This is a genomic window from Selenomonas sp. AB3002 (genome assembly GCF_000702545.1).
Taxonomy (GTDB): domain Bacteria; phylum Bacillota; class Negativicutes; order Selenomonadales; family Selenomonadaceae; genus Selenomonas_B; species Selenomonas_B ruminantium_A.
This window is the reverse complement of sequence record NZ_JNIO01000002.1, coordinates 123,360-141,947: the sequence shown is the minus strand read 5'-3', so window position 1 is coordinate 141,947 and position 18,588 is coordinate 123,360. Positions and strand designations below refer to the sequence as shown.

Below are 18,588 nucleotides of genomic sequence, written 5' to 3'. Positions count from 1 at the left end.
ACTTTGCTGTTAGTTTTTGATATAGGCAATACAAATACGGTCATGGGCACCTACGAGGGCAAGAAGCTGGTGAAGCACTGGCGCATCTCTACGGACAGGCAGAAGACTGGTGATGAGTACGGCATGCTTTTAAACGACCTCTTCCGCTTTCAGGGCATCAGCATGACGGATATTGAGGCCATCATCATTTCTTCAGTGGTGCCGCCTCTGGTGGTGCCCATGATGAAGATGTGCGAGCGCTATTTCCACATCAAGCCCCTGGTGGTGGGCCCCGGCATCAAGACGGGCATCAAGCTCCATTATGAGAATCCCAGGGCCATCGGCGCAGACCGCATCGTCAATGTGGTGGGTGCCTATGAGCAGTACGGCGGCCCCCTGATTGTCATTGATATCGGCACGGCCACCACCTTTGATGTGGTGGCGGAGAACGGGGATTTCCTGGGGGGCGTCATCGCTCCCGGCATCGGCACCAGTGCCGATGCCCTGTTCCAGCAGGCGGCCCAGCTGCCACGCATCGAGCTGGTGCCTCCCAAACAGGTCATCTGCCGCAACACCATTCAGGGCATGCAGGCGGGCATCATCTTCGGCTATGTGGGCCAGATCGATGAAATCGTGCGCCGCATCAAGGAAGAAATGGGCTGTGAGATGAAGGTCATCGCCACAGGCGGCCTGGCCAAGATGATTGCCAAGGAATCGGCTACCATCGACAAGATAGACCACTTCCTGACCCTCACGGGCCTTCGTGCCCTTTATGAGCGCAATCAGGTTAAGAGCGGCGAAAGGAAAGTGCAGGAATGAAGGGCATAGATATCGGCGCTTTCCACTTCGACTATCCGGTGTTCCTGGCTCCCATGGCGGGGGTGACGGATACGGCCTACCGCATCATCGCCCACGATATGGGCTGCCCTCTCTGCTATGCGGAGATGGTCAGCAGCCAGGGCATCCACTTTCGCAATGAGAAGACATTGAAGATGCTGAACTCCGAGCCGGGAGAGCGCCCCCTGGCCATGCAGATTTTCGCTGCTACCCCGGAGATGGCGGCAGAGGCGGCGGCCTTTGTGGAGGCTCAGGGCACCTGTGATATCCTGGACTTCAATATGGGTTGTCCTGCCCCGAAAGTGGTGAAGAATGGCGAGGGCTCTGCCCTGATGAAGGACCCGGAGCGGGCCTGCGCCATCATGAAGGCTGTGCGGGCGGCTGTGAAGATGCCCTTCACGGTGAAAATGCGCCTGGGCTGGGACGAGGAAAATGTCAATGTGCTGGAAATCGCCAGGATGGCGGAAGAGGCAGGCGTTGACGCCATCGCTGTCCACGGCCGCACCCGTGCTCAGTTCTACGCCGGTCAGGCAGACTGGGAGAAGATTGCTGAGGTGAAGCAGGCTGTTTCCATTCCCGTCATTGCCAATGGAGATGTGAGGACCTGTGCCGATTTGAAGAAGATAATGGAAGTCACCGGGGCAGACGGGGTCATGATTGGACGCGGCGCCCAGGGCAATCCCTGGATTTTCAAGCGCCTGACCCATTATCTGGCCACCGGGGAGGAGCTGCCGCCCCCCACCATGCAGGAACGGGCCCAAGTGATCATGCGCCACCTTGACCTGTTGCTGAAGTACAAGGGCGATTACATCGGTCCCCGGGAAATGCGCAAGCACGCCACCTGGTATACCAGAGGCCTGCAGCATGGGGCGTTGCTCCGTGACAGGTTCAACAAGGCAACTACCCGTGGGGACTTTGAGAAAATCTTAGAAGACCACCTCTGAAGCCTTCCCCTTGAGGGGAAGGGGGACCGCGAAGCGGTGGATGAGGTGTCTCGCTATGTTGATTGACTGCAGCAGGCCACCTCATCCGTCAGCCTGTCGGCTGACACCTTCCCCTCAAGGGGAAGGCTATTTGATACAGAAAGGAACGTTTTTCATGGCTGAAGATAAAGCAAAAGACTCCATCTGGAGCCAGTATACGGACAGCGACAGGGAAGTTCTGGAGAAGCTCTCTGCAGGCTACATAGATTTCCTTTCCCGCTGCAAGACTGAGCGGGAGAGCGCCGCTGAGGCGGTCACACTTGCGGAGAAGGCCGGTTACCGCGACCTCTATGCCATGCTGGAGGCAGGGGAGCAGGTGCGCCCCGGTGACAAGGTCTACGCGGTGAACATGAAGAAGTCCGTGGTGCTCTTCAATATCGGCGAGGAGCCGCTGGAGAAGGGCATGAACATTCTGGGGGCACATATCGACACCTGCCGCCTGGATGTGAAACAGAACCCCTTTTATGAGGAGGGGGGACTTGCTTACCTTGATACACATTACTACGGCGGCATCAAGAAGTATCAGTGGGTGGCCCTGCCCCTGGCCCTGCACGGCGTAGTGGTGAAGCCCTCCGGCGAAGTGGTGGAGATCTGCATCGGCGAGGATGAAAAGGACCCGGTGTTCTGCGTCACTGACCTCTTGGTCCATCTTTCCCAGGAACAGCTGAAGAAGGCTGGCGCCAAGGTGGTGGAAGGAGAGAGCCTTGATATCCTGGTGGGCAACTATCCCCTGAAGGAAGGGGAGAAGGAATCCGTCAAGGCAGGCGTGCTGAAGCTTATCAAAGATAAGTATGGCATTGAGGAAGAGGATTTCCAGTCCGCTGAGCTTGCCCTGGTGCCTGCTGGCAAGGCCAGGGAGCTTGGGTTTGACCGCAGCATGGTGCTGGCCTATGGGCAGGATGACAGGGTCTGCTCCTATACGTCCCTCATGGCTATGCTGGAGACGGGGCGCATGCGCCGCACTGCCTGCTGCCTGCTGGTGGACAAGGAGGAAATCGGCAGCGTGGGCGCTACGGGCATGCAGTCACGTTTCTTCGAGAACGTGGTGGCAGAGCTGCTGAACGCCATGGGGCAGGGCAGCGACCTCTCTGTGCGCCGCACCCTGGCCAATTCCAAGATGCTTTCCTCTGATGTGTCCAGCGCCTATGACGCCCTCTACGCTTCTTCCTTTGACAAGAAGAACGTGGCTTATCTGGGCAAGGGCATGGTGTTCAACAAGTTCACCGGGGCCAGGGGCAAGTCTGGCTCCAACGATGCCAATGCGGAGTATTTGGGAGAGATCCGCGGCATCATGAAGAAGCATAATGTCCACTTCCAGCTGGCAGAGCTGGGCAAGGTTGACCTGGGTGGGGGCGGCACTATCGCCTACATCATGAGCCTTTACGGCATGCAGGTTATCGACAGCGGCGTAGGAGTGCTCTCCATGCACGCTCCCTGGGAAGCTACCAGCAAGGTGGATATATATGAAGTTTGGAAGGGGTATCAGGCCTTCCTGGTGGAAGCCTGAGCAGAAGAGGATGAAAGGTGAGGGGATAGCTTATGGATGTATCAAGACTTTTGGCAGACATCAATGATTTTGTCTGGGGGCCGGTCATGCTGGCCTTCCTGGTGGGCACCGGCATCTTCCTGACGATAAGGCTGCGCTTCCTGCCCTGGATAAATCTTGTCTATGCCATCAAGATGATTTTCCGCCAGAAAAAGAGCCATGAGGGGGATATTTCTCCCTTCCAGTCGCTGATGACGGCCCTGTCCGCTACGGTGGGCACAGGCAATATCGTAGGCGTGGCCACGGCTATGGTGCTGGGCGGCCCGGGAGCCCTTGTCTGGATGTGGATCAGCGCCGCCTTCGGCCTTTCTACCAAATACGCTGAGTCCGTGCTGGCGGTGAAGTACCGTGAGACCAACAGCGTGGGTGAGATGTCCGGCGGTCCCATGTACGCCATGAAGCATGGCTTCTCCAATAAGTTCATCGGGCGTACTCTGGCGGCTCTCTTTGCCTCCTTCGTGGTGCTGGCCTCCTTCGGCATCGGCAACATGACCCAGGCAAATTCGATTTCTGCAGCACTTTTTACCAGTTATGATATACCTACCTGGATTACCGGTACCGTCATCATGGTGGCAGCCACCTGCACGCTGGTGAACGGCATCCGCAGCATCGGCAAGGTGTCCAGCATCGTGGTGCCTGCCATGGCGGCTTTCTACTTTGTTACAGCTCTTATTGTCATTATCGTGAATTTCGAAGCTGTGCCTGCAGGGGTCATGGAAATGTTCCGCATGGCCTTCTCCTTTGACTCCGTGGCAGGCGGTGTGGGTGGCTCCATCGTGGCTTCAATGCTCACTTCCATGCGCTGGGGCGTGGCCCGGGGCGTGTTCTCTAACGAGGCAGGTCTTGGCTCTGCGCCTATTGCAGCAGCTGCTGCCCGCACTGACCATGCTTCCCGCCAGGGCTATGTGAACATGACGGGCACCTTCTTCGACACCATGATCGTCTGCATGCTGACGGGCCTGGTAATTGCCTCCTCTGGTCTTTTGGGCACCATAGACCCTGCTACCGGGGCTCCCGTGTCCGGGGCACAGCTCACTATCCTGGCCTTCTCTACGGTTTTTGGTGAGTATGGCAAGCTGGTTATTTCCATCTCTTTGTCCCTCTTCGCCTTCTCTACCATTCTGGGCTGGGAGTATTACGGCGAAAAGGCCCTGGAGTACATTATCAAGAACCGCAAGGTCATCATGAGCTACCGGGTGATTTTCGGCATGATCACCTTCGTGGGTGCCACCACTTCCCTGGAAGTGGTCTGGAACTTTTCCGATACCATGAACGGCCTCATGGCCATCCCGAACCTTATCTGCCTGCTCTGGCTTTCCAATGATGTAGCCAGCGAGTGCTTCGAATTCCAGAAGCAGGTGGTGGAAAAGGAAAAGAACGGGGAACGCATCGATTGCCAGGCTGATATTTAATTTTCGTTTGCTTATAGAGGGGGAGGCGTGAACATGGAAGAGGAAAAGGAATCTGTGCGGGTGCTCACCCGTGATGAGAAGAACTCCTATGAGGGTGTGACCATAGATGCCGATGGCAATGAAGCTGACAGCCGTCATGACTATCAGCAGGACAGGGAGCAGCCCCAATACTACCGCGTCTATTCCAGCCACGCTCCCTTCTCCCAAGGCCTGGGCTGGAGCCGCATCATTCTGGGAAATGACTGGCGCACCAGGATTGTGCGCATAGTTGCCCTGATTGGCGTGGCGACTGTGGTGGTGCTCTTTGTAAGTTTTGTCCTGCCGGTACTGCTGGGGGCAGTGGGGCTGGCCATAGCTTACTATTTCATCAAAAGGCTTCTTTTCCGCTGATTTGGCAAAAGAAAGACAGGTATTGAGGATGATGCATTCTCAATACCTGTCTTTTTAATTTACTTCCTATGGTTTTTCAGGAAGTTCTCAATGCGGTTGAGAGCTTCTGAAATCTTGTCTATGGAGGTGGCGTAGGAGCAACGGACGTGGCCTTCGCCGCAGGCACCGAAGGCGCTGCCGGGGACCAGGGCTACGTGCTCAGCCTGCAACAGGGCTTCGGCGAACTCGTCAGAGGTGTAGCCGGTGCTCTTGATGCTGGGGAAGATGTAGAAGGCGCCTTTGGGCTCGAAGCATTCCAGGCCCATCTTGATGAAGCCGTCGTAGATGAGGCGGCGGCGGCGGTCATATTCCGCTACCATCTTCTTCATGTATTTCTCCCCGTGCCGCAGGGCCTCCACAGCTGCCACTTGTGCAGTGATGGGGGCGCAGAGCATGGTGTACTGGTGAATCTTGGTCATGGCGGCGATGATGGCCTTGTTGCCCATGGCGTAGCCGATGCGCCAGCCGGTCATGGCGTAGGCCTTGGAGAAGCCGTTCAGCAGGATGGTGCGTTCCTGCATGCCCGGCAGGGAGGAGAAGCAGATGTGATCTTCCTCGCCGTAGGTGAGATCGCCGTAAATCTCATCGGAAATGACGATGAGGTCGTGTTTTTCGGCAAAGTCAGCCACAGCCAGCAGGTCCTTCCTGGTCATGATGGCGCCCGTGGGGTTGTTGGGATAGCCAATCAGCAGCACCTTGGTCTTTGGGGTGACGTGCTCCTCAAGTTCTGCCGCCGTGATGCGGAAGTCGTTCTCAGCTTTGGCGGGCACAGCCACGGGCACGCCGCCGGCCAGGATGGTGCAGGCCTGATATGACACGTAGCAGGGCTCGGGAATCAGCACTTCGTCCCCGGGGGCCAGGATGGCCCGCATGGCGATGTCAAGGGCCTCGCTGACACCTACGGTCACGAGAATATCCGTATCCCAGTCGTAGCTTGTGTCATAGCGGCGCAGGTAGAGGGCGGCTATTTCCTGCCTCAGTTCCGGCATGCCCCGGTTGGCAGTGTAGGAGGTGTAGCCCTGCTCCAGGCCATAGACGCAGGATTCGCGGATAGACCAGGGGGTGACGAAATCCGGCTCGCCCACGCCCAGGGAGATGACGTCCTCCATCTGGGCGGCGATGTCGAAGAACTTGCGGATGCCCGAGGGGGCAATGGCGTTCACTCCCGGGGAGAGACGCTCCTGCCAGTCGCTTCTTTTCTCAATCATGGGGACACCACCAATCTGCGGTCACGTTCCTCATCGTTGATGATGACGCCGTCCTTCTTGTAAGGCTTCAGCATGAAATGACTGCGGGTGGCGGTGACGCCTTCGATGGTGGCCAGGCGGGTGGCTACGAAGTTGGCCACGTCCTTCAGGGACTTGCCCTCGATGATGACCAGCAGGTCAAAGCTGCCACTCATAAGATAAACGGTGCGCACTTCGTCGAAGCGGTAGATGCGCTCGGCAATGGCATCAAAGCCCACTTCCCTCTGGGGGGTAAGGTTGATCTCGATGACGGCGGTCACTGTATCGTCGCCGAATTTCTCCCAGTTGATGAGGGTGTTATAGGAAAGGATGATCTTGTTCTTTTCCAGGTCCTTGATATTCTTTTCTACTTCGTATTCGCTGCGCTGCAGCATGGAAGCCAGTTCGCTGACGGGGCGGCGGGCATCGTGCTCCAGAAGCTCTAGCAGTTCTCGCATAAGGGATCCTCCTTATATGTAAAGTGTACAATTGCTAGTGCTTATCTTAGCATAAAGCCCGTGAAGCTGGCAAGATATTTAAGTAGGGAGCAGCTGGAAAACAAGTCAGATGTCCTTTTGCGAAAATATTAAGAGGTCTCCTTGCCAACTCACCATCTTTCGGCTAAAATAGGCATAGAGAAAGTTATCTCTTAATTTCGTGGGGGAGATTCCCGCTATTTGGAGGCAGTCGGATATGGTTATTGGCAGCATTGACACTTTTGACAAGGGACATGTAGTCTATCCCGAGGCTATTACCAAGGCCTTGGAGTATCTGCGCAACCATGATTTCACCAAGATGGAGGATGGCAAGTACCTCATCCAGGGGGAAGATTGTTTTGTGAACCTGCAGAGGTACGTGACCAAACTGCCGGAGGATTGCCATCCTGAGACTCATAAGAAATACGTTGATATCCAGTACCTGGCTGCAGGGGAGGAGTATGTGGGCTGGTGCCCCTTCAGTCCCGACCTGGAGGTTCTGGAGCCTTATGACGAGGAAAAAGACATTGCCTTCTATAAATGCCTGATACCGGAGAGCGACATCCTGCTGAAGCCGGGCTGTTTTGCTGTGCTCTATCCTGACGATGTCCATGCGCCCCAGTGTGCAGTGGACAAGCCCATGGAGGTTGTCAAGGCAGTGGTGAAGGTATCTGTAGATCTTTTGTGATGGAATATGGGCATGGCGGAGCTTATCTGCCATGCCTATTTCTATATATTAAATTTCAATTTTATTGCCGTGTCACTTGTGTATGATGGTTTGGAGGAAACAGACACTCATGACGGTAAGAAGACTTTTCGTGGAAAAAAGACAGGGTTATTTCGATATTCCTGCCCAGCAGCTCTGCAGCGACCTCAAGGAAACTTTTGGCCTCAGGGATCAGCTCAAGGCTGTCCGCATTATCCAGAGGTATGATATCGAAGGCCTTGATGATGAGGAATATGCCAGGGTGCGGCCGGTGGTGTTCGCCGAGCCCCCGGTGGATGTGATCTATGAAGAAAAACTGCCCAATTTCCCCAATTCACGGATGTTTGCCGTCGAATACCTGCCGGGCCAGTATGACCAGGCCGCCGACTCTGCCGCCCAGTGCGTGCAGCTGGTGACCCAGAAGGAGCGCCCCGAGATCCGCACTGCCCGCTGCATCGTGCTGGTGGGTGATGTGAGCCGCGAGGTCTTCGAGAAGATCAAGGCCTACTGCATCAATGAGGTGGAGTGCCGGGAGGCAGCGCTTGAAAAGCCGGAATCCCTGGTGCAGCACTATGAGGAGCCCGAGGACGTGGAAGTGCTGGAGGGCTTCGGTAGCCTCAATATGCAGGAACTGGCAGCCTTCCACAAGGAGCGCGGTTTTGCCATGAGCCTGGAGGATCTGGCCTTCTGCCAGAAGTATTTCTTCGAGCAGGAGATCCGCAATCCTACCCTTACGGAACTGCGGGTCATCGATACTTACTGGTCTGACCACTGCCGTCATACCACCTTTACCACGGCTATTGACGAAATCAAGATTGACGAGGGCTATTTCAGCCCTGCCCTGGAAAAGGCTTATGGCCTCTATCAGCAGGACAGGACGGATATCTACCGGGACGAGGAGCGCCCCGTGACCCTTATGGACCTGGCCGTCATCGGCATGAAGGCCCTGCGCCGGGCAGGCAAGCTGGACGACCTGGACCAGTCTGAGGAAATCAACGCCTGCAGCATTGTGGTGAAGGCTGATGTGGGGGGACAGGATGAAGACTGGCTGGTGATGTTCAAGAACGAGACCCACAATCACCCCACGGAAATCGAGCCCTTCGGCGGTGCCGCCACCTGTCTGGGTGGCGCTATTCGCGACCCGCTGTCCGGCCGTTCCTATGTCTATCAGGCCATGCGCGTGACTGGTGCGGCTGACCCGCGGGCTGCCTTCAAGGACACCATGCCCGGCAAGCTCCCCCAGAAGAAGATCACCCTGGGGGCGGCTGCAGGCTACAGTGCTTACGGCAACCAGGTGGGCCTGGCCACGGGGCAGGTGCGTGAGGTATATCACCCAGGCTATATGGCCAAGCGCATGGAAATCGGCGCTGTCATTGCGGCAGCTCCCAAGGTGAACGTCATTCGTGAGCGCCCGGCTGCCGGCGATGTGATCGTGCTGGTGGGCGGCCGCACCGGCCGTGACGGCTGCGGCGGTGCTACGGGCTCTTCCAAGGAGCATACGGCAGCATCGCTTACTACCTGCGGGGCAGAGGTGCAGAAGGGCAATCCTCCTACGGAGCGCAAGATCCAGCGCCTCTTCCGCAATCCTCAGGTGAGCCGCCTCATCAAGCGCTGCAATGATTTCGGCGCCGGCGGCGTGGCGGTGGCCATTGGCGAGCTGGCTGACGGCCTGGTCATCGACCTGGACGCTGTGAAGAAGAAGTATGCAGGCCTTGACGGCACGGAGCTGGCCATTTCCGAGTCCCAGGAGCGCATGGCTGTGGTGTTGGCCGCTGAGAATGTGGCAGCTTTCAAGCAGTTTGCCGATGAGGAGAATCTGGAAGCTGTGCCGGTGGCTGTGGTTACGGAGAAGCCCCGTCTCATCATGAAGTGGCGCGGCAAGGCCATCGTGCAGATGAACCGCGAGTTCCTGGATACCAACGGCGTGCGCCAGCATGTGACTGCCAAAGTGACCCAGCCGGACAGCGAGCACCGCTATCTCCGGGAGGTGCCGGAGGAAGTGAAGGCTGCAGGGAATGACCTGGAGCAGGCCTGGCTGGCTAATCTTGGCTCCCTCAATGTCTGCAGCCAGAAGGGACTGGCGGAGCGCTTTGACTCCACCATCGGCGGCAATACCGTGCTCATGCCCTTCGGCGGCAAGAAGCAGCTGACTCCTGCCGAGGGCATGGTGGCCAAGCTTCCTGTACTGGGAGCGGAGACCAAGACCGCTACGGCCATGACCTTCGGCCTTAACCCGGATCTCATGAGCTGGAGCCCCTTCCACGGTTCCCTCTATGCCGTGGTGGAGTCTGCTGCCAAGATGGTGGCCTTGGGCGGCCGTGCTGACCGCATCCGCCTGACCTTCCAGGAGTATTTCGAGAGCCTGGGCAAGGATCCGGAGAAGTGGGGCAAGCCCCTCTCTGCCCTCCTGGGCGCCCTCTATGCCCAGCATGAGCTGGCTATCCCCGCCATCGGCGGCAAGGATTCCATGTCCGGCACCTTCACCAGCAAGGACGGTGAGGAAATCTGCGTGCCGCCCACCCTGGCTGCCTTTGCGGTGGATGTGTTCCCCGCTGACCAGGCCATTTCTCCTGAGTTCAAATACGTGGACAACAAGGTCTATCTGGTGCCCTGCCCCCTGGATGAGCAGGATTTGCCTGACTTTGACCGTTTGAAGGATAACTTTGCCAAGATCAGCCGCCTGACTGAGGACCACAAAGTGTTCTCTGCCCAGAGCGTGGGAGTGGGCGGCATTGCCGCCGCCGTCACCAAGATGTGCCTGGGCAATGGCATTGGCTTTGCTTTCAATATGGAAACCTGGCCCTACAGCCGTGAAGACCTCTTCAAGCCCATGTACGGCTCCATCATCCTGGAAGTGCCGGAAATGGTGCAGGTGGAGGAACTGCTCGCTGGCACCGGCTTCTTCGAGCTGGGCCGGACCACCGGCGGTCCCAGCATGGTCTTCGGGGAGACGGTGGTCATGCTCGCTGATGCAGAGACTGCCTATACGGAGCCTCTGGAGAAGATTTTCCCCACCGAGGCCCGGGCCAAGTCCCTCTTCAAGGAAAAGGCTACCTATGTACCCTATACCAAGGGTACGCCCCTCACTGGCGGTGATACCAAGGTGGCCAAGCCCAAGATCTTCATTCCCGTGTTCCCCGGCACCAACTGCGAGTATGATACCGCCCGTGCCTGGGAGAGGGCAGGGGGCGATCCCCAGACTTTGGTGGTGCGCAATCTCACGCCCCAGGCCACGGCAGAGACCGTGGAGGCCATAGTGAGGGGCATCAAGGAAGCCCAGATTGTCATGCTGCCCGGCGGCTTCAGCGGCGGCGACGAGCCGGACGGCTCCGGCAAGTTCATTGCTGCCATGTTCCGGAATCCCCGCATCCAGGAAGAGATCATGAAGCTCCTGAGGCAGAGGGACGGTCTCATGCTGGGCATCTGCAACGGCTTCCAGGCCCTCATCAAGCTGGGCCTGGTGCCCTACGGTGAGATCCGCGACCTGTCCGACAGCTCGCCTACCCTTACCCACAACAGCATTGGCCGCCATGTGTCCTGCATGGTGCAGACCAGGGTTTCTTCCAACCTTTCTCCCTGGTTCAACAACGTGCAGGTGGGAGATGTGCATACCATTGCCGTATCCCACGGCGAAGGACGTTTCGTAGCTGACCAGGAAGTGGTGGCCAAGATGCGCATACGGGGGCAGATTGCCACCCAGTATGTGGATCAGTTCGGCAATCCCACTCTGGATATGCCTTACAACCCCAACGGCTCTGTCAACGCCATCGAAGGCATCACCAGCCCCGATGGCCGCGTCCTGGGCAAGATGGGCCACTCCGAGCGCATCGGCGAGAGCGTAGCCCTGAACGTGCCGGGGGCCAAGGACCAGCAGCTCTTTGAAGCCGGGGTCAGGTACTACAAGTAAGATATTCTTTGCTGCAGACAGCCATGAGAGTCTTCTCTTGTGGCTGTTTTTAATTGTTTCGCACGGAGTTTTTTGCAGGGAGATTTAAGGAATTGTAGAACTTATATTATCAACGGAATCTACAAATGTCTTTGGTCGAAAAGGCAAAATATCTTGTAGGTGAGGGATTTCGATGATGCAGTTCAGATCGATGCAATCTCGTTTGACTATGATATTCATTGGCATATCCCTGCTGACTATGCTGATTTTGGGAGCTGTCAGCGTTTATGGCGCTGTGCAGGAGAATCAGCGCATGATGCGGGAGTTTCGCAAGGATATGGAGAAAAATGCCGAGCTGCAGCTGGAATGGCAGACCCATTCGGCCTGGAGTGTAGTGGAAACCTGCTATCAGGCCCAGATGCGTGGCGAGGTTACCCAGGAACAGGCTATGCAGCGGGCAGCTGACCTGGTGCGGAATATGCGCTATGACAATGGACAGGGGTACTTTACCATCGACACGGATGAGGGAGTGAATGTGGTGCTGCTGGGGACGGAAGCTGAGGGCAAGCCCCGCCTGGAGTTCCAGGACCCGGAGGGTCGTTATTTCATCCGTGAGATGATCAATCAGGCCAAAGAGGGGGGAGGCTTCTCGGAGTTCATGTTCCCCAAGCCAGGTACCGAAAAGCCTCTGCCCAAGCTCTATTACACGATGGAATTTTTCCCCTATCATTGGGTGATTGGCACAGGCATCTGGATTGACCAGATCGACCGCCGGGTGGTCATGCGGGAAAAGGCTTTTATGGAGAACATGAAGGAGCACGTTGCCCGCATGCTTACGGGACTTGTGCTGCTGGAAGCGCTTTTCGTGCTGTTGGCGGTTTACACAGGGGGGAAGCTGGCTTATCCCATCCAGGTGGCAACGAAGCGCATGAAGGAACTGGGAGAGGGCGTGCTCAAGATGGATGAGCAGACCGAGGCCCAGATGCAGGAGCTGTCCAAGCGGGATGATGAACTGGGGGCCATGAGCCGCGCTATGAGCGAGATGAACAAGAATCTCTACAAGAATCAGATGCTTATCCTGAGCATGGCCCAGCATGATGTGCTTACAGGATTGGCCAATCGGCGTCATTTTGGGGAGTTCATCAAGCAGTGTTCTGCCGATACCATGTTTACCCTGATATCCCTGGATTTGGATCACTTCAAGGAGGTCAATGACAATTTCGGCCATCAGACAGGGGATGCAGCCTTGCTGATCCTGGCTGAGGTCTTGAAATTGCAGTTTCCTGATGCCCTGAATGTGCGCATGGGGGGAGATGAGTTCCTGGTGGTGCTCACGGGGAAGGTGCAGAGAGAGTCGGTGGAGGAGCGGCTGGAGTCATTCATGCGGCAGCTGATATCTGTCTATCATCAGGATCCGGGGCTTAATTGCCTGACTGTCAGTGCCGGCATTGCCTATGCTGATGACCAGCCGGTTCCCATTGATGTGCTGATGAACCGCAGTGACCGGGCTTTGTATGCAGCCAAGTCCGACGGCCGCAGCTGCTACCGCGTCTACAGTGAAGAGCTTGAGAACAGGAAAAAAGAGAAGAATAAGCCATGAAGGCGTTTTTGGGTGCAAAGCCCGCATTCTGTTATTGACAGACCCACAAGTCAAAGGCTAATATCATTAGAGAATAACTGACAGATAGGAAGGATTGCTTTGCTGAAAATCGAAGGAAAAGCCAAAATCAACCTGACCCTGGACATACTGGGCAAGCGGCCTGACGGGTACCACGAGGTGGCCATGATCATGCAGTCTCTTGCCCTGCATGATACCCTCAGCCTGGAGAAGGCGCGGGAGGGCATCGGGCTGAAGATCAATGTGCCCTGGATGAAGGCCGATGAGAGCAATCTGGTCTGGAAGGCAGCGGCTCTTGTGCAGGAGCGCTGTGGACTCAAGGGGGGCGTGAATATCCACCTCACCAAGCGCATCCCTGTGGCAGCCGGACTGGCCGGGGGCAGTGCTGATGCGGCGGCGGTGCTCAGAGGCATGGACAGGCTTTTCGGTCTGGGGCTTTCTGATGAGGAGCTTTGCGCCCTGGGGGCGGAGCTGGGCTCTGATATCCCCTTCTGCCTGATGGGGGGGACCATGTTGTCCACGGGCAGGGGAGAAGTGCTGCGTCGGCTCAAGGGCATGCCTACCGCCTGGGTGGTGCTGGCCAAGCCCCGGGTTTCCGTGTCCACGGCCTGGGCTTACCAGAACTATGACGAGCAGGGGGCGGAGCGCCACCCTGACAACGATCTGGTGGAGAAAAAAATCATTGCCCAGGACCTCAAAGCCATGGTGCCCTTGTTGTGCAATGTGCTTGAAAGTGTTACTATTAAGAAGTATGAGGTCATAGAGCGCTACAAGAAGCTCATGATGGAAAAAGGGGCGCTGGTGAGCATGATGTCCGGCAGCGGCCCCACTGTCTTCGGCCTGACCGCCAAGAAAAGCGAAGCCCTGCGCATCGCCGGCTTCCTGCGCCATGTGACCCGGGCGGATGTGTTTGTCACCCGCACCAGCGGCTGCGGCACCCGCTTTGTATAAACACTTTCAGTAAAATCCAGAATCAGAATAGGGGAATCGTTATGGACAGGAGATTATCTCCCATCAAGCTTGACAGCTACCAGCCCTTGAGGGAAGTTGTCTGCGAATCATTGCGTGAAGCAATCCGCAACGGCGTCTTGAAGCCCGGGGAGCGGATCATGGAGATACAGCTGGCAGAAGAACTGGGCGTATCCCGCACTCCCGTGCGTGAGGCCATCCGCAAGCTGGAGTTGGAAGGCTATGTGATCATGATGCCCCGCCGGGGTACCTATGTGGCCACCATGTCCATAAGGGATATCAACGAGATTTTTGAAATCCGCACGGCGCTGGAATCTCTTTCCAATGGCCTGGCAGCTGAGCGCATTACAGATGAGGAGCTGGAGCATCTTCAGCGCCTGCTGGTGATCATCGGGGGCTATATAGCGGATAATGACATTGAGAAAATCGTGGAAACGGATATTGAGTTCCACGACCTCCTGTACCATGCAGCCCGGAATACCAGGCTGGTGGGGGTCATTTCCAATCTGCGCGATCAGCTTACGCGCTTCCGCACTTTGTCCATGTCTTATCCTGGCCGTCTGGAAGCTACGTTGGAGGAGCACAGGGCCATTGTGGAAGCCATCGCCCAGGGTGATGTGAATACAGCCCGCAAGGCGGCAGAAATGCACATGGAAAACTCAGAAAAGACCCTCCTGCAGGCCATGGAAGTGGTGAACAAGAAGCAGGCCAAGGGCAAGAAAACCAGCAAGGCCGCGAAGGAAAAGTAGGATAAAGCACAGCAGATGTGCTGAAGATAGGAGATAGGATAATATGTCAGATTTGGTAACCATAATCCTTGCCGCCGGCAAGGGCACCCGCATGAAGTCCAAGCTGCCGAAGGTGCTGCACAAGGCAGCCGGCAAGGCCATGCTGCAGCATGTGATAGATGCAGCCAAAGAGGCCGGGGCTGTCCGCAACGTGGTAGTCACTGGTTTTGGCGGCGATGTAGTCCGTGAGACCATGGGAGAGCAGCAGGGTGTGGAATATGTGACCCAGGCTGAGCAGCTTGGTACGGGCCATGCCGTGCTCCAGACCAGGGAATTGCTCTCCGGCACCCAGGGCACGGTCATGGTGCTCTGCGGTGATACGCCTCTGCTCACCGGTGACCTGCTGAAGAAGCTCTATGAGTCCCATCAGGAAGCCGGCGCCAAGGCTACGGTGCTCACGGCCATCATGCCTGACGCTACGGGCTACGGCCGCATTATCCGCAGCGAGGACGGCTCCGTGCTGAAGATTGTGGAGCACAAGGATGCTACGGAAGAGGAGCGCCAGGTGAAGGAAGTCAATTCCGGCATCTACTGCTTCGATATCCAGGCCATGTTCGAGGCTCTGGGTAAGGTTACCAACGACAATGCCCAGGGCGAGTATTACCTGCCGGATGTGCTGGAAATCCTGCGCAGCCAGGGGGATAAGATCTGGGCTGTGGCTGCAGATGACTATGAGTCTACTCTGGGCATCAACTCCCGTCAGCAGCTGGCTGGCGCCGAGAAGATCCTGCGCCGCCGCAAGAATGAGCAGCTGATGGCAGAGGGTGTCACCCTCATGGACCCGGATACCACCTATGTGGATTTCGATGTGCAGGTGGGACGCGATACCATCATCTATCCCATGACCTGGCTGGAAGCCGGCACGGTCATTGGCGAGGAGTGCGAAATCGGCCCCAGCGTCCGCTTCCAGAACGTGAAGTGCGGCAACAACGTAGTGGGACAGTTCTGCTATGCCCATGACTGCCAGATTGACGATGGCGTGGCTCTGGGCCAGTTCAACCATATCCGTCCTGCTTCCCACCTGGCTGAGGGCGTGAAGATGGGCAACTTCGTGGAAGTGAAGAACTCTACTGTGGGCAAGGGTTCCAAACTGCCGCATCTTTCCTATATCGGTGACTGCGATATGGGTTCCGGGGTGAACATGGGCTGCGGCACCATCACGGTGAACTACGATGGCAAGAAGAAGTTCCGCACCGTTATCGGCAACGATGCCTTTGTGGGCTGCAACTCCAACTTGGTGGCTCCCGTCACTGTGGAGGACGGTGCCTACATCGGCGCTGGCTCTACCATCACCAAGACCGTACCCCAGGGGACGCTGGCCATTGCCCGCGCCCGCCAGAAGAACATCGAGGGCTGGCTGGACAAGCGCAATCAGTAATTGCTTTCAAGCCTTGGAATTCCATTTTTCTTTCAGCAAATTTAAATCTAAATCTAATCCGTCCCTAAAGTTGATTTTACCCTGCCTAATATTTGGTTGGGGTGGAAAAATCCTTTAGGGACAAGCCCTGCATGGGATTCTCGCAGGGCTTTTTTTATGGCTTTTTGGCTGATGTGTAGCCAGTGTATAGCCAGAGGTCAGGAGGATTTTTGGGAGGCGTTGTTTTTGCTGGTGTCCTCCATCAGTTCGGTCAGGTCTTCTTCCAGCCAGGTGCTGACTTTGGTTTGCTGGGCTTCGTTGTCGATATGGGTGTAGATATCCATGGTGATGTTGATGGAGCTGTGGCCCAGCTGGGTCTGGATGTCCTTCAGGTCGAACTGGCTGGAGTTTTTCATGCGGCTGGCCATGTCGTGCCGTAGCATGTGGAAAGTGCTCTTGATGCCAAGTTTCCTGCGGAGGCTGCCAAAGTAGTTGCTGAGGCGGTTGGGACGGATAGGAGCTCCTTTTTTGGTGGTGAAGACAAAGTTTGTGTCCTGCCAGTCGGGCACTGTCAGGCGCTTTTCCAGCTGCACTTTGCGGTAGTGCTGGATTTCCTGGCAATAGTAGAGGGGCAGCGCCAGCACCCGGTCGCCCTGGGCTGTTTTTGGCGGGCCAAGGAACAGGGGGCTTTTTTGTCCTCTTTTCCTTTGTGGCCAGTGGAGAGTGTGTGGGCAATGTGGAGGGTGCCGGATACTACGCGCCCATTGCTGTCTTTTTCCAGGTGGATATCTTCCCAGCGGAGGGCCAGGATTTCGCCCATGCGGGCGCCTGTGACGTATTCTGTGAGTATGATCCACTACTCTTCAGGATCCCGCGCCGGGGCTGACTGACGCAGCGGTCAGGACCGTCATGCAGAAGATGATTGACAAGAAGGCCGTTTCCGTAGGCGGGGAGCAGGCCACGGAAATCAAGGAAGCCTATATCCGCATCAGCGATCGCGAGGAACTGGCGTGAGCTAGGCGGAGGATAAGGGAGGCCCCGAGAAATCGGGGCTTTTCTTGTAGGGGGTGAGGTAATGGAGCAGACGGCACTCACGGCGATTTCCACGGTGGGGTTCCCCATTGTGGTTACCTTCTATTTGCTTACCAGCTTCCAGAAGTCCATGGACAGGCTGAGCGGGGAGATTGCAAAATTGACGGAGTTTCTGCAGGCTATGGAGCGGGAGCGTAAAGCAAAATAATGGGGCCGGCGTTATGCCGGTCTTTTATTATGAGGAAATATTGCCTTTTGAATGCCAAAGTCATAAAATATAGACAAGGATGAAAAGAAACGGGGGCTGAGATTTTGGGCGTTAAAGATTCCATTACGCATGAATACATGAAACAGCCGGAGCAATTCGCCGATGTCTTCAACGGGGCACTATTCAGGGGCGAGGAAGTCATTGACCCGAAGAATCTGCGGGAAATGTCCACCACCAGCATTGCCCTGCCCTTCGGCAAGGATGGGGCCACTATCCCAAAGCAGAAAGAGCGTGACCTGCTGAAAATGGTCTTGAAGACTGATGGGCAGGCGGCTTATTGTATATTGGGCGTGGAAAATCAGGGGAAAGTTCATGGGGCTATGGCCGTAAGGAATATGCTATACGATGCCATGACCCTAATGGAACAAGTTAAGGCCACCGCCAAATCCCACCGTCAGGCGGGAGACATGGGCAAAGATGAAGGCGAGTTCCTGAGCGGCTTTCACAGCGAGGACAGGCTGTTGCCGGTGATTACCATGGTAATACATTGGGGGACTGAAAGCTGGGAGGCACCTCTGAGATTGCGGGAAATGTATCAGGAGGACGTAAATCCCCGCCTGATGGAGTACGCCGCAGACTACAAAGTAAATCTGGTGTCCCCCGCTCGTATGAGCGATATGGAGCTGGACACCTTTAAGTCAGACCTGAAGGAAGTGCTGAAATTCATCAAGCACTCCACAGATAAGGACGAATTGAAGAAACTGCTGGATGAAAACGAGAACTATAAGAAGCTAGATAGGCTGGCGGCCCAGACCATCAGCATTTGTTCCGGAGTAGATTTCAATATTCCCGTGGGAGAGGGGGAGGTCAACGTGTGCAAGGCCATTGAAGATATGAAGACAGACGCTCGCAATGAGGGGCTTAACGCTGGTCGCGAGGAAGGCCGGAGTGAAGGCTTCAATGAAGGAATTTTGATGACTGTGTCAATGCTGAAAAAAATGAATTTAAGCAAGGACGCTGTTATTAAGCAGCTGACAGAAAATTATCCTCTGACTGGAGATAAAGCGGCGGCGCTGGTCAACAGCAGGTGGTGAAGTATTGATTAGTATGGCAAGCTGATAATATTCATTATAAAG

General features: G+C 56.2%; 16 protein-coding genes and 1 pseudogene. 14 read left to right on the top strand and 3 right to left on the bottom strand.

Annotated features, from left to right (window positions below):
- Positions 1 to 3 precede the first annotated feature (3 nt).
- The 5 genes from P159_RS0100945 to P159_RS0100925 all read left to right on the top strand — a co-directional run bounded on the left by P159_RS0100945 (position 4) and on the right by P159_RS0100925 (position 5,147).
- Positions 4 to 798, top strand: coding sequence for a type III pantothenate kinase (locus P159_RS0100945; protein WP_029540584.1), 795 nt, complete (start codon positions 4 to 6; stop codon positions 796 to 798).
- Entirely contained in the window at positions 795 to 1,760 is a 966-nt protein-coding gene (gene dusB, locus P159_RS0100940; RefSeq protein WP_029540583.1) for a tRNA dihydrouridine synthase DusB, read from the top strand. Before P159_RS0100945 ends, dusB begins: the two co-directional genes overlap by 4 nt.
- 154 nt (positions 1,761 to 1,914) lie before the next feature.
- Positions 1,915 to 3,306: an aminopeptidase gene (locus tag P159_RS0100935; protein ID WP_029540582.1), complete on the top strand. Its 1,392-nt coding sequence runs from the start codon at positions 1,915 to 1,917 to the stop codon at positions 3,304 to 3,306.
- Positions 3,307 to 3,338: 32 nt separating this feature from the next.
- Entirely contained in the window at positions 3,339 to 4,757 is a 1,419-nt protein-coding gene (locus P159_RS0100930; protein WP_029540581.1) for a sodium:alanine symporter family protein, read from the top strand.
- A gap of 33 nt (positions 4,758 to 4,790) precedes the next feature.
- Entirely contained in the window at positions 4,791 to 5,147 is a 357-nt protein-coding gene (locus P159_RS0100925; RefSeq protein WP_029540580.1) for a hypothetical protein, read from the top strand.
- Positions 5,148 to 5,206: 59 nt separating this feature from the next.
- Here P159_RS0100925 and P159_RS0100920 read toward each other — a convergent pair whose 3' ends face one another.
- Together P159_RS0100920 and P159_RS0100915 are read right to left on the bottom strand one after the other, a co-directional pair.
- Positions 5,207 to 6,394 carry an aminotransferase class I/II-fold pyridoxal phosphate-dependent enzyme gene (locus P159_RS0100920; protein WP_029540579.1) on the bottom strand — a complete coding sequence of 396 codons (1,188 nt, stop codon included), beginning with the start codon at positions 6,392 to 6,394 and terminating at the stop codon, positions 5,207 to 5,209.
- Entirely contained in the window at positions 6,391 to 6,870 is a 480-nt protein-coding gene (locus P159_RS0100915) for an Lrp/AsnC family transcriptional regulator (protein WP_029540578.1), read from the bottom strand. Before P159_RS0100915 ends, P159_RS0100920 begins: the two co-directional genes overlap by 4 nt.
- A gap of 235 nt (positions 6,871 to 7,105) precedes the next feature.
- Between P159_RS0100915 and P159_RS0100910 the strand changes: the two genes are divergently transcribed.
- The 6 genes from P159_RS0100910 (at position 7,106) to glmU (ending at position 16,233) form a co-directional block, all read left to right on the top strand.
- A complete protein-coding gene (locus P159_RS0100910) occupies positions 7,106 to 7,576 on the top strand; it encodes a YhcH/YjgK/YiaL family protein (RefSeq protein WP_029540577.1) in 471 nt (156 codons plus the stop codon).
- Positions 7,577 to 7,685: 109 nt separating this feature from the next.
- Entirely contained in the window at positions 7,686 to 11,501 is a 3,816-nt protein-coding gene (locus P159_RS0100905; RefSeq protein WP_029540576.1) for a phosphoribosylformylglycinamidine synthase, read from the top strand.
- Positions 11,502 to 11,691: 190 nt separating this feature from the next.
- Complete coding sequence (locus P159_RS0100900) at positions 11,692 to 13,080, top strand: cache domain-containing protein (protein WP_185753566.1); 1,389 nt, start codon at positions 11,692 to 11,694, stop codon at positions 13,078 to 13,080.
- 99 nt (positions 13,081 to 13,179) lie between these two features.
- Complete coding sequence (gene ispE, locus P159_RS0100895) at positions 13,180 to 14,049, top strand: 4-(cytidine 5'-diphospho)-2-C-methyl-D-erythritol kinase (RefSeq protein WP_029540574.1); 870 nt, start codon at positions 13,180 to 13,182, stop codon at positions 14,047 to 14,049.
- 41 nt (positions 14,050 to 14,090) lie between these two features.
- Positions 14,091 to 14,816: a GntR family transcriptional regulator gene (locus P159_RS0100890; RefSeq protein WP_029540573.1), complete on the top strand. Its 726-nt coding sequence runs from the start codon at positions 14,091 to 14,093 to the stop codon at positions 14,814 to 14,816.
- Between the two features lie 43 nt (positions 14,817 to 14,859).
- Entirely contained in the window at positions 14,860 to 16,233 is a 1,374-nt protein-coding gene (gene glmU / locus P159_RS0100885; protein ID WP_029540571.1) for a bifunctional UDP-N-acetylglucosamine diphosphorylase/glucosamine-1-phosphate N-acetyltransferase GlmU, read from the top strand.
- A 197-nt stretch (positions 16,234 to 16,430) separates the two neighbouring features.
- On the opposite strand, the gene P159_RS0100880 is transcribed toward glmU, so the two are convergent.
- A complete protein-coding gene (locus tag P159_RS0100880; protein ID WP_029540568.1) occupies positions 16,431 to 16,856 on the bottom strand; it encodes a tyrosine-type recombinase/integrase in 426 nt (141 codons plus the stop codon).
- Between the two features lie 226 nt (positions 16,857 to 17,082).
- On the opposite strand from P159_RS0100880, the pseudogene P159_RS19755 reads away from it, so the two are divergent.
- The 3 genes and pseudogenes from P159_RS19755 to P159_RS0100860 all read left to right on the top strand — a co-directional run.
- Positions 17,083 to 17,226 (top strand): annotated as a pseudogene (locus P159_RS19755) (DUF2922 family protein); the annotation flags it as partial.
- A gap of 61 nt (positions 17,227 to 17,287) precedes the next feature.
- Positions 17,288 to 17,452, top strand: coding sequence for a YvrJ family protein (locus P159_RS19750; RefSeq protein ID WP_072004088.1), 165 nt, complete (start codon positions 17,288 to 17,290; stop codon positions 17,450 to 17,452).
- A gap of 104 nt (positions 17,453 to 17,556) precedes the next feature.
- Entirely contained in the window at positions 17,557 to 18,546 is a 990-nt protein-coding gene (locus P159_RS0100860; protein WP_051650025.1) for an Rpn family recombination-promoting nuclease/putative transposase, read from the top strand.
- Positions 18,547 to 18,588: the final 42 nt, after the last annotated feature.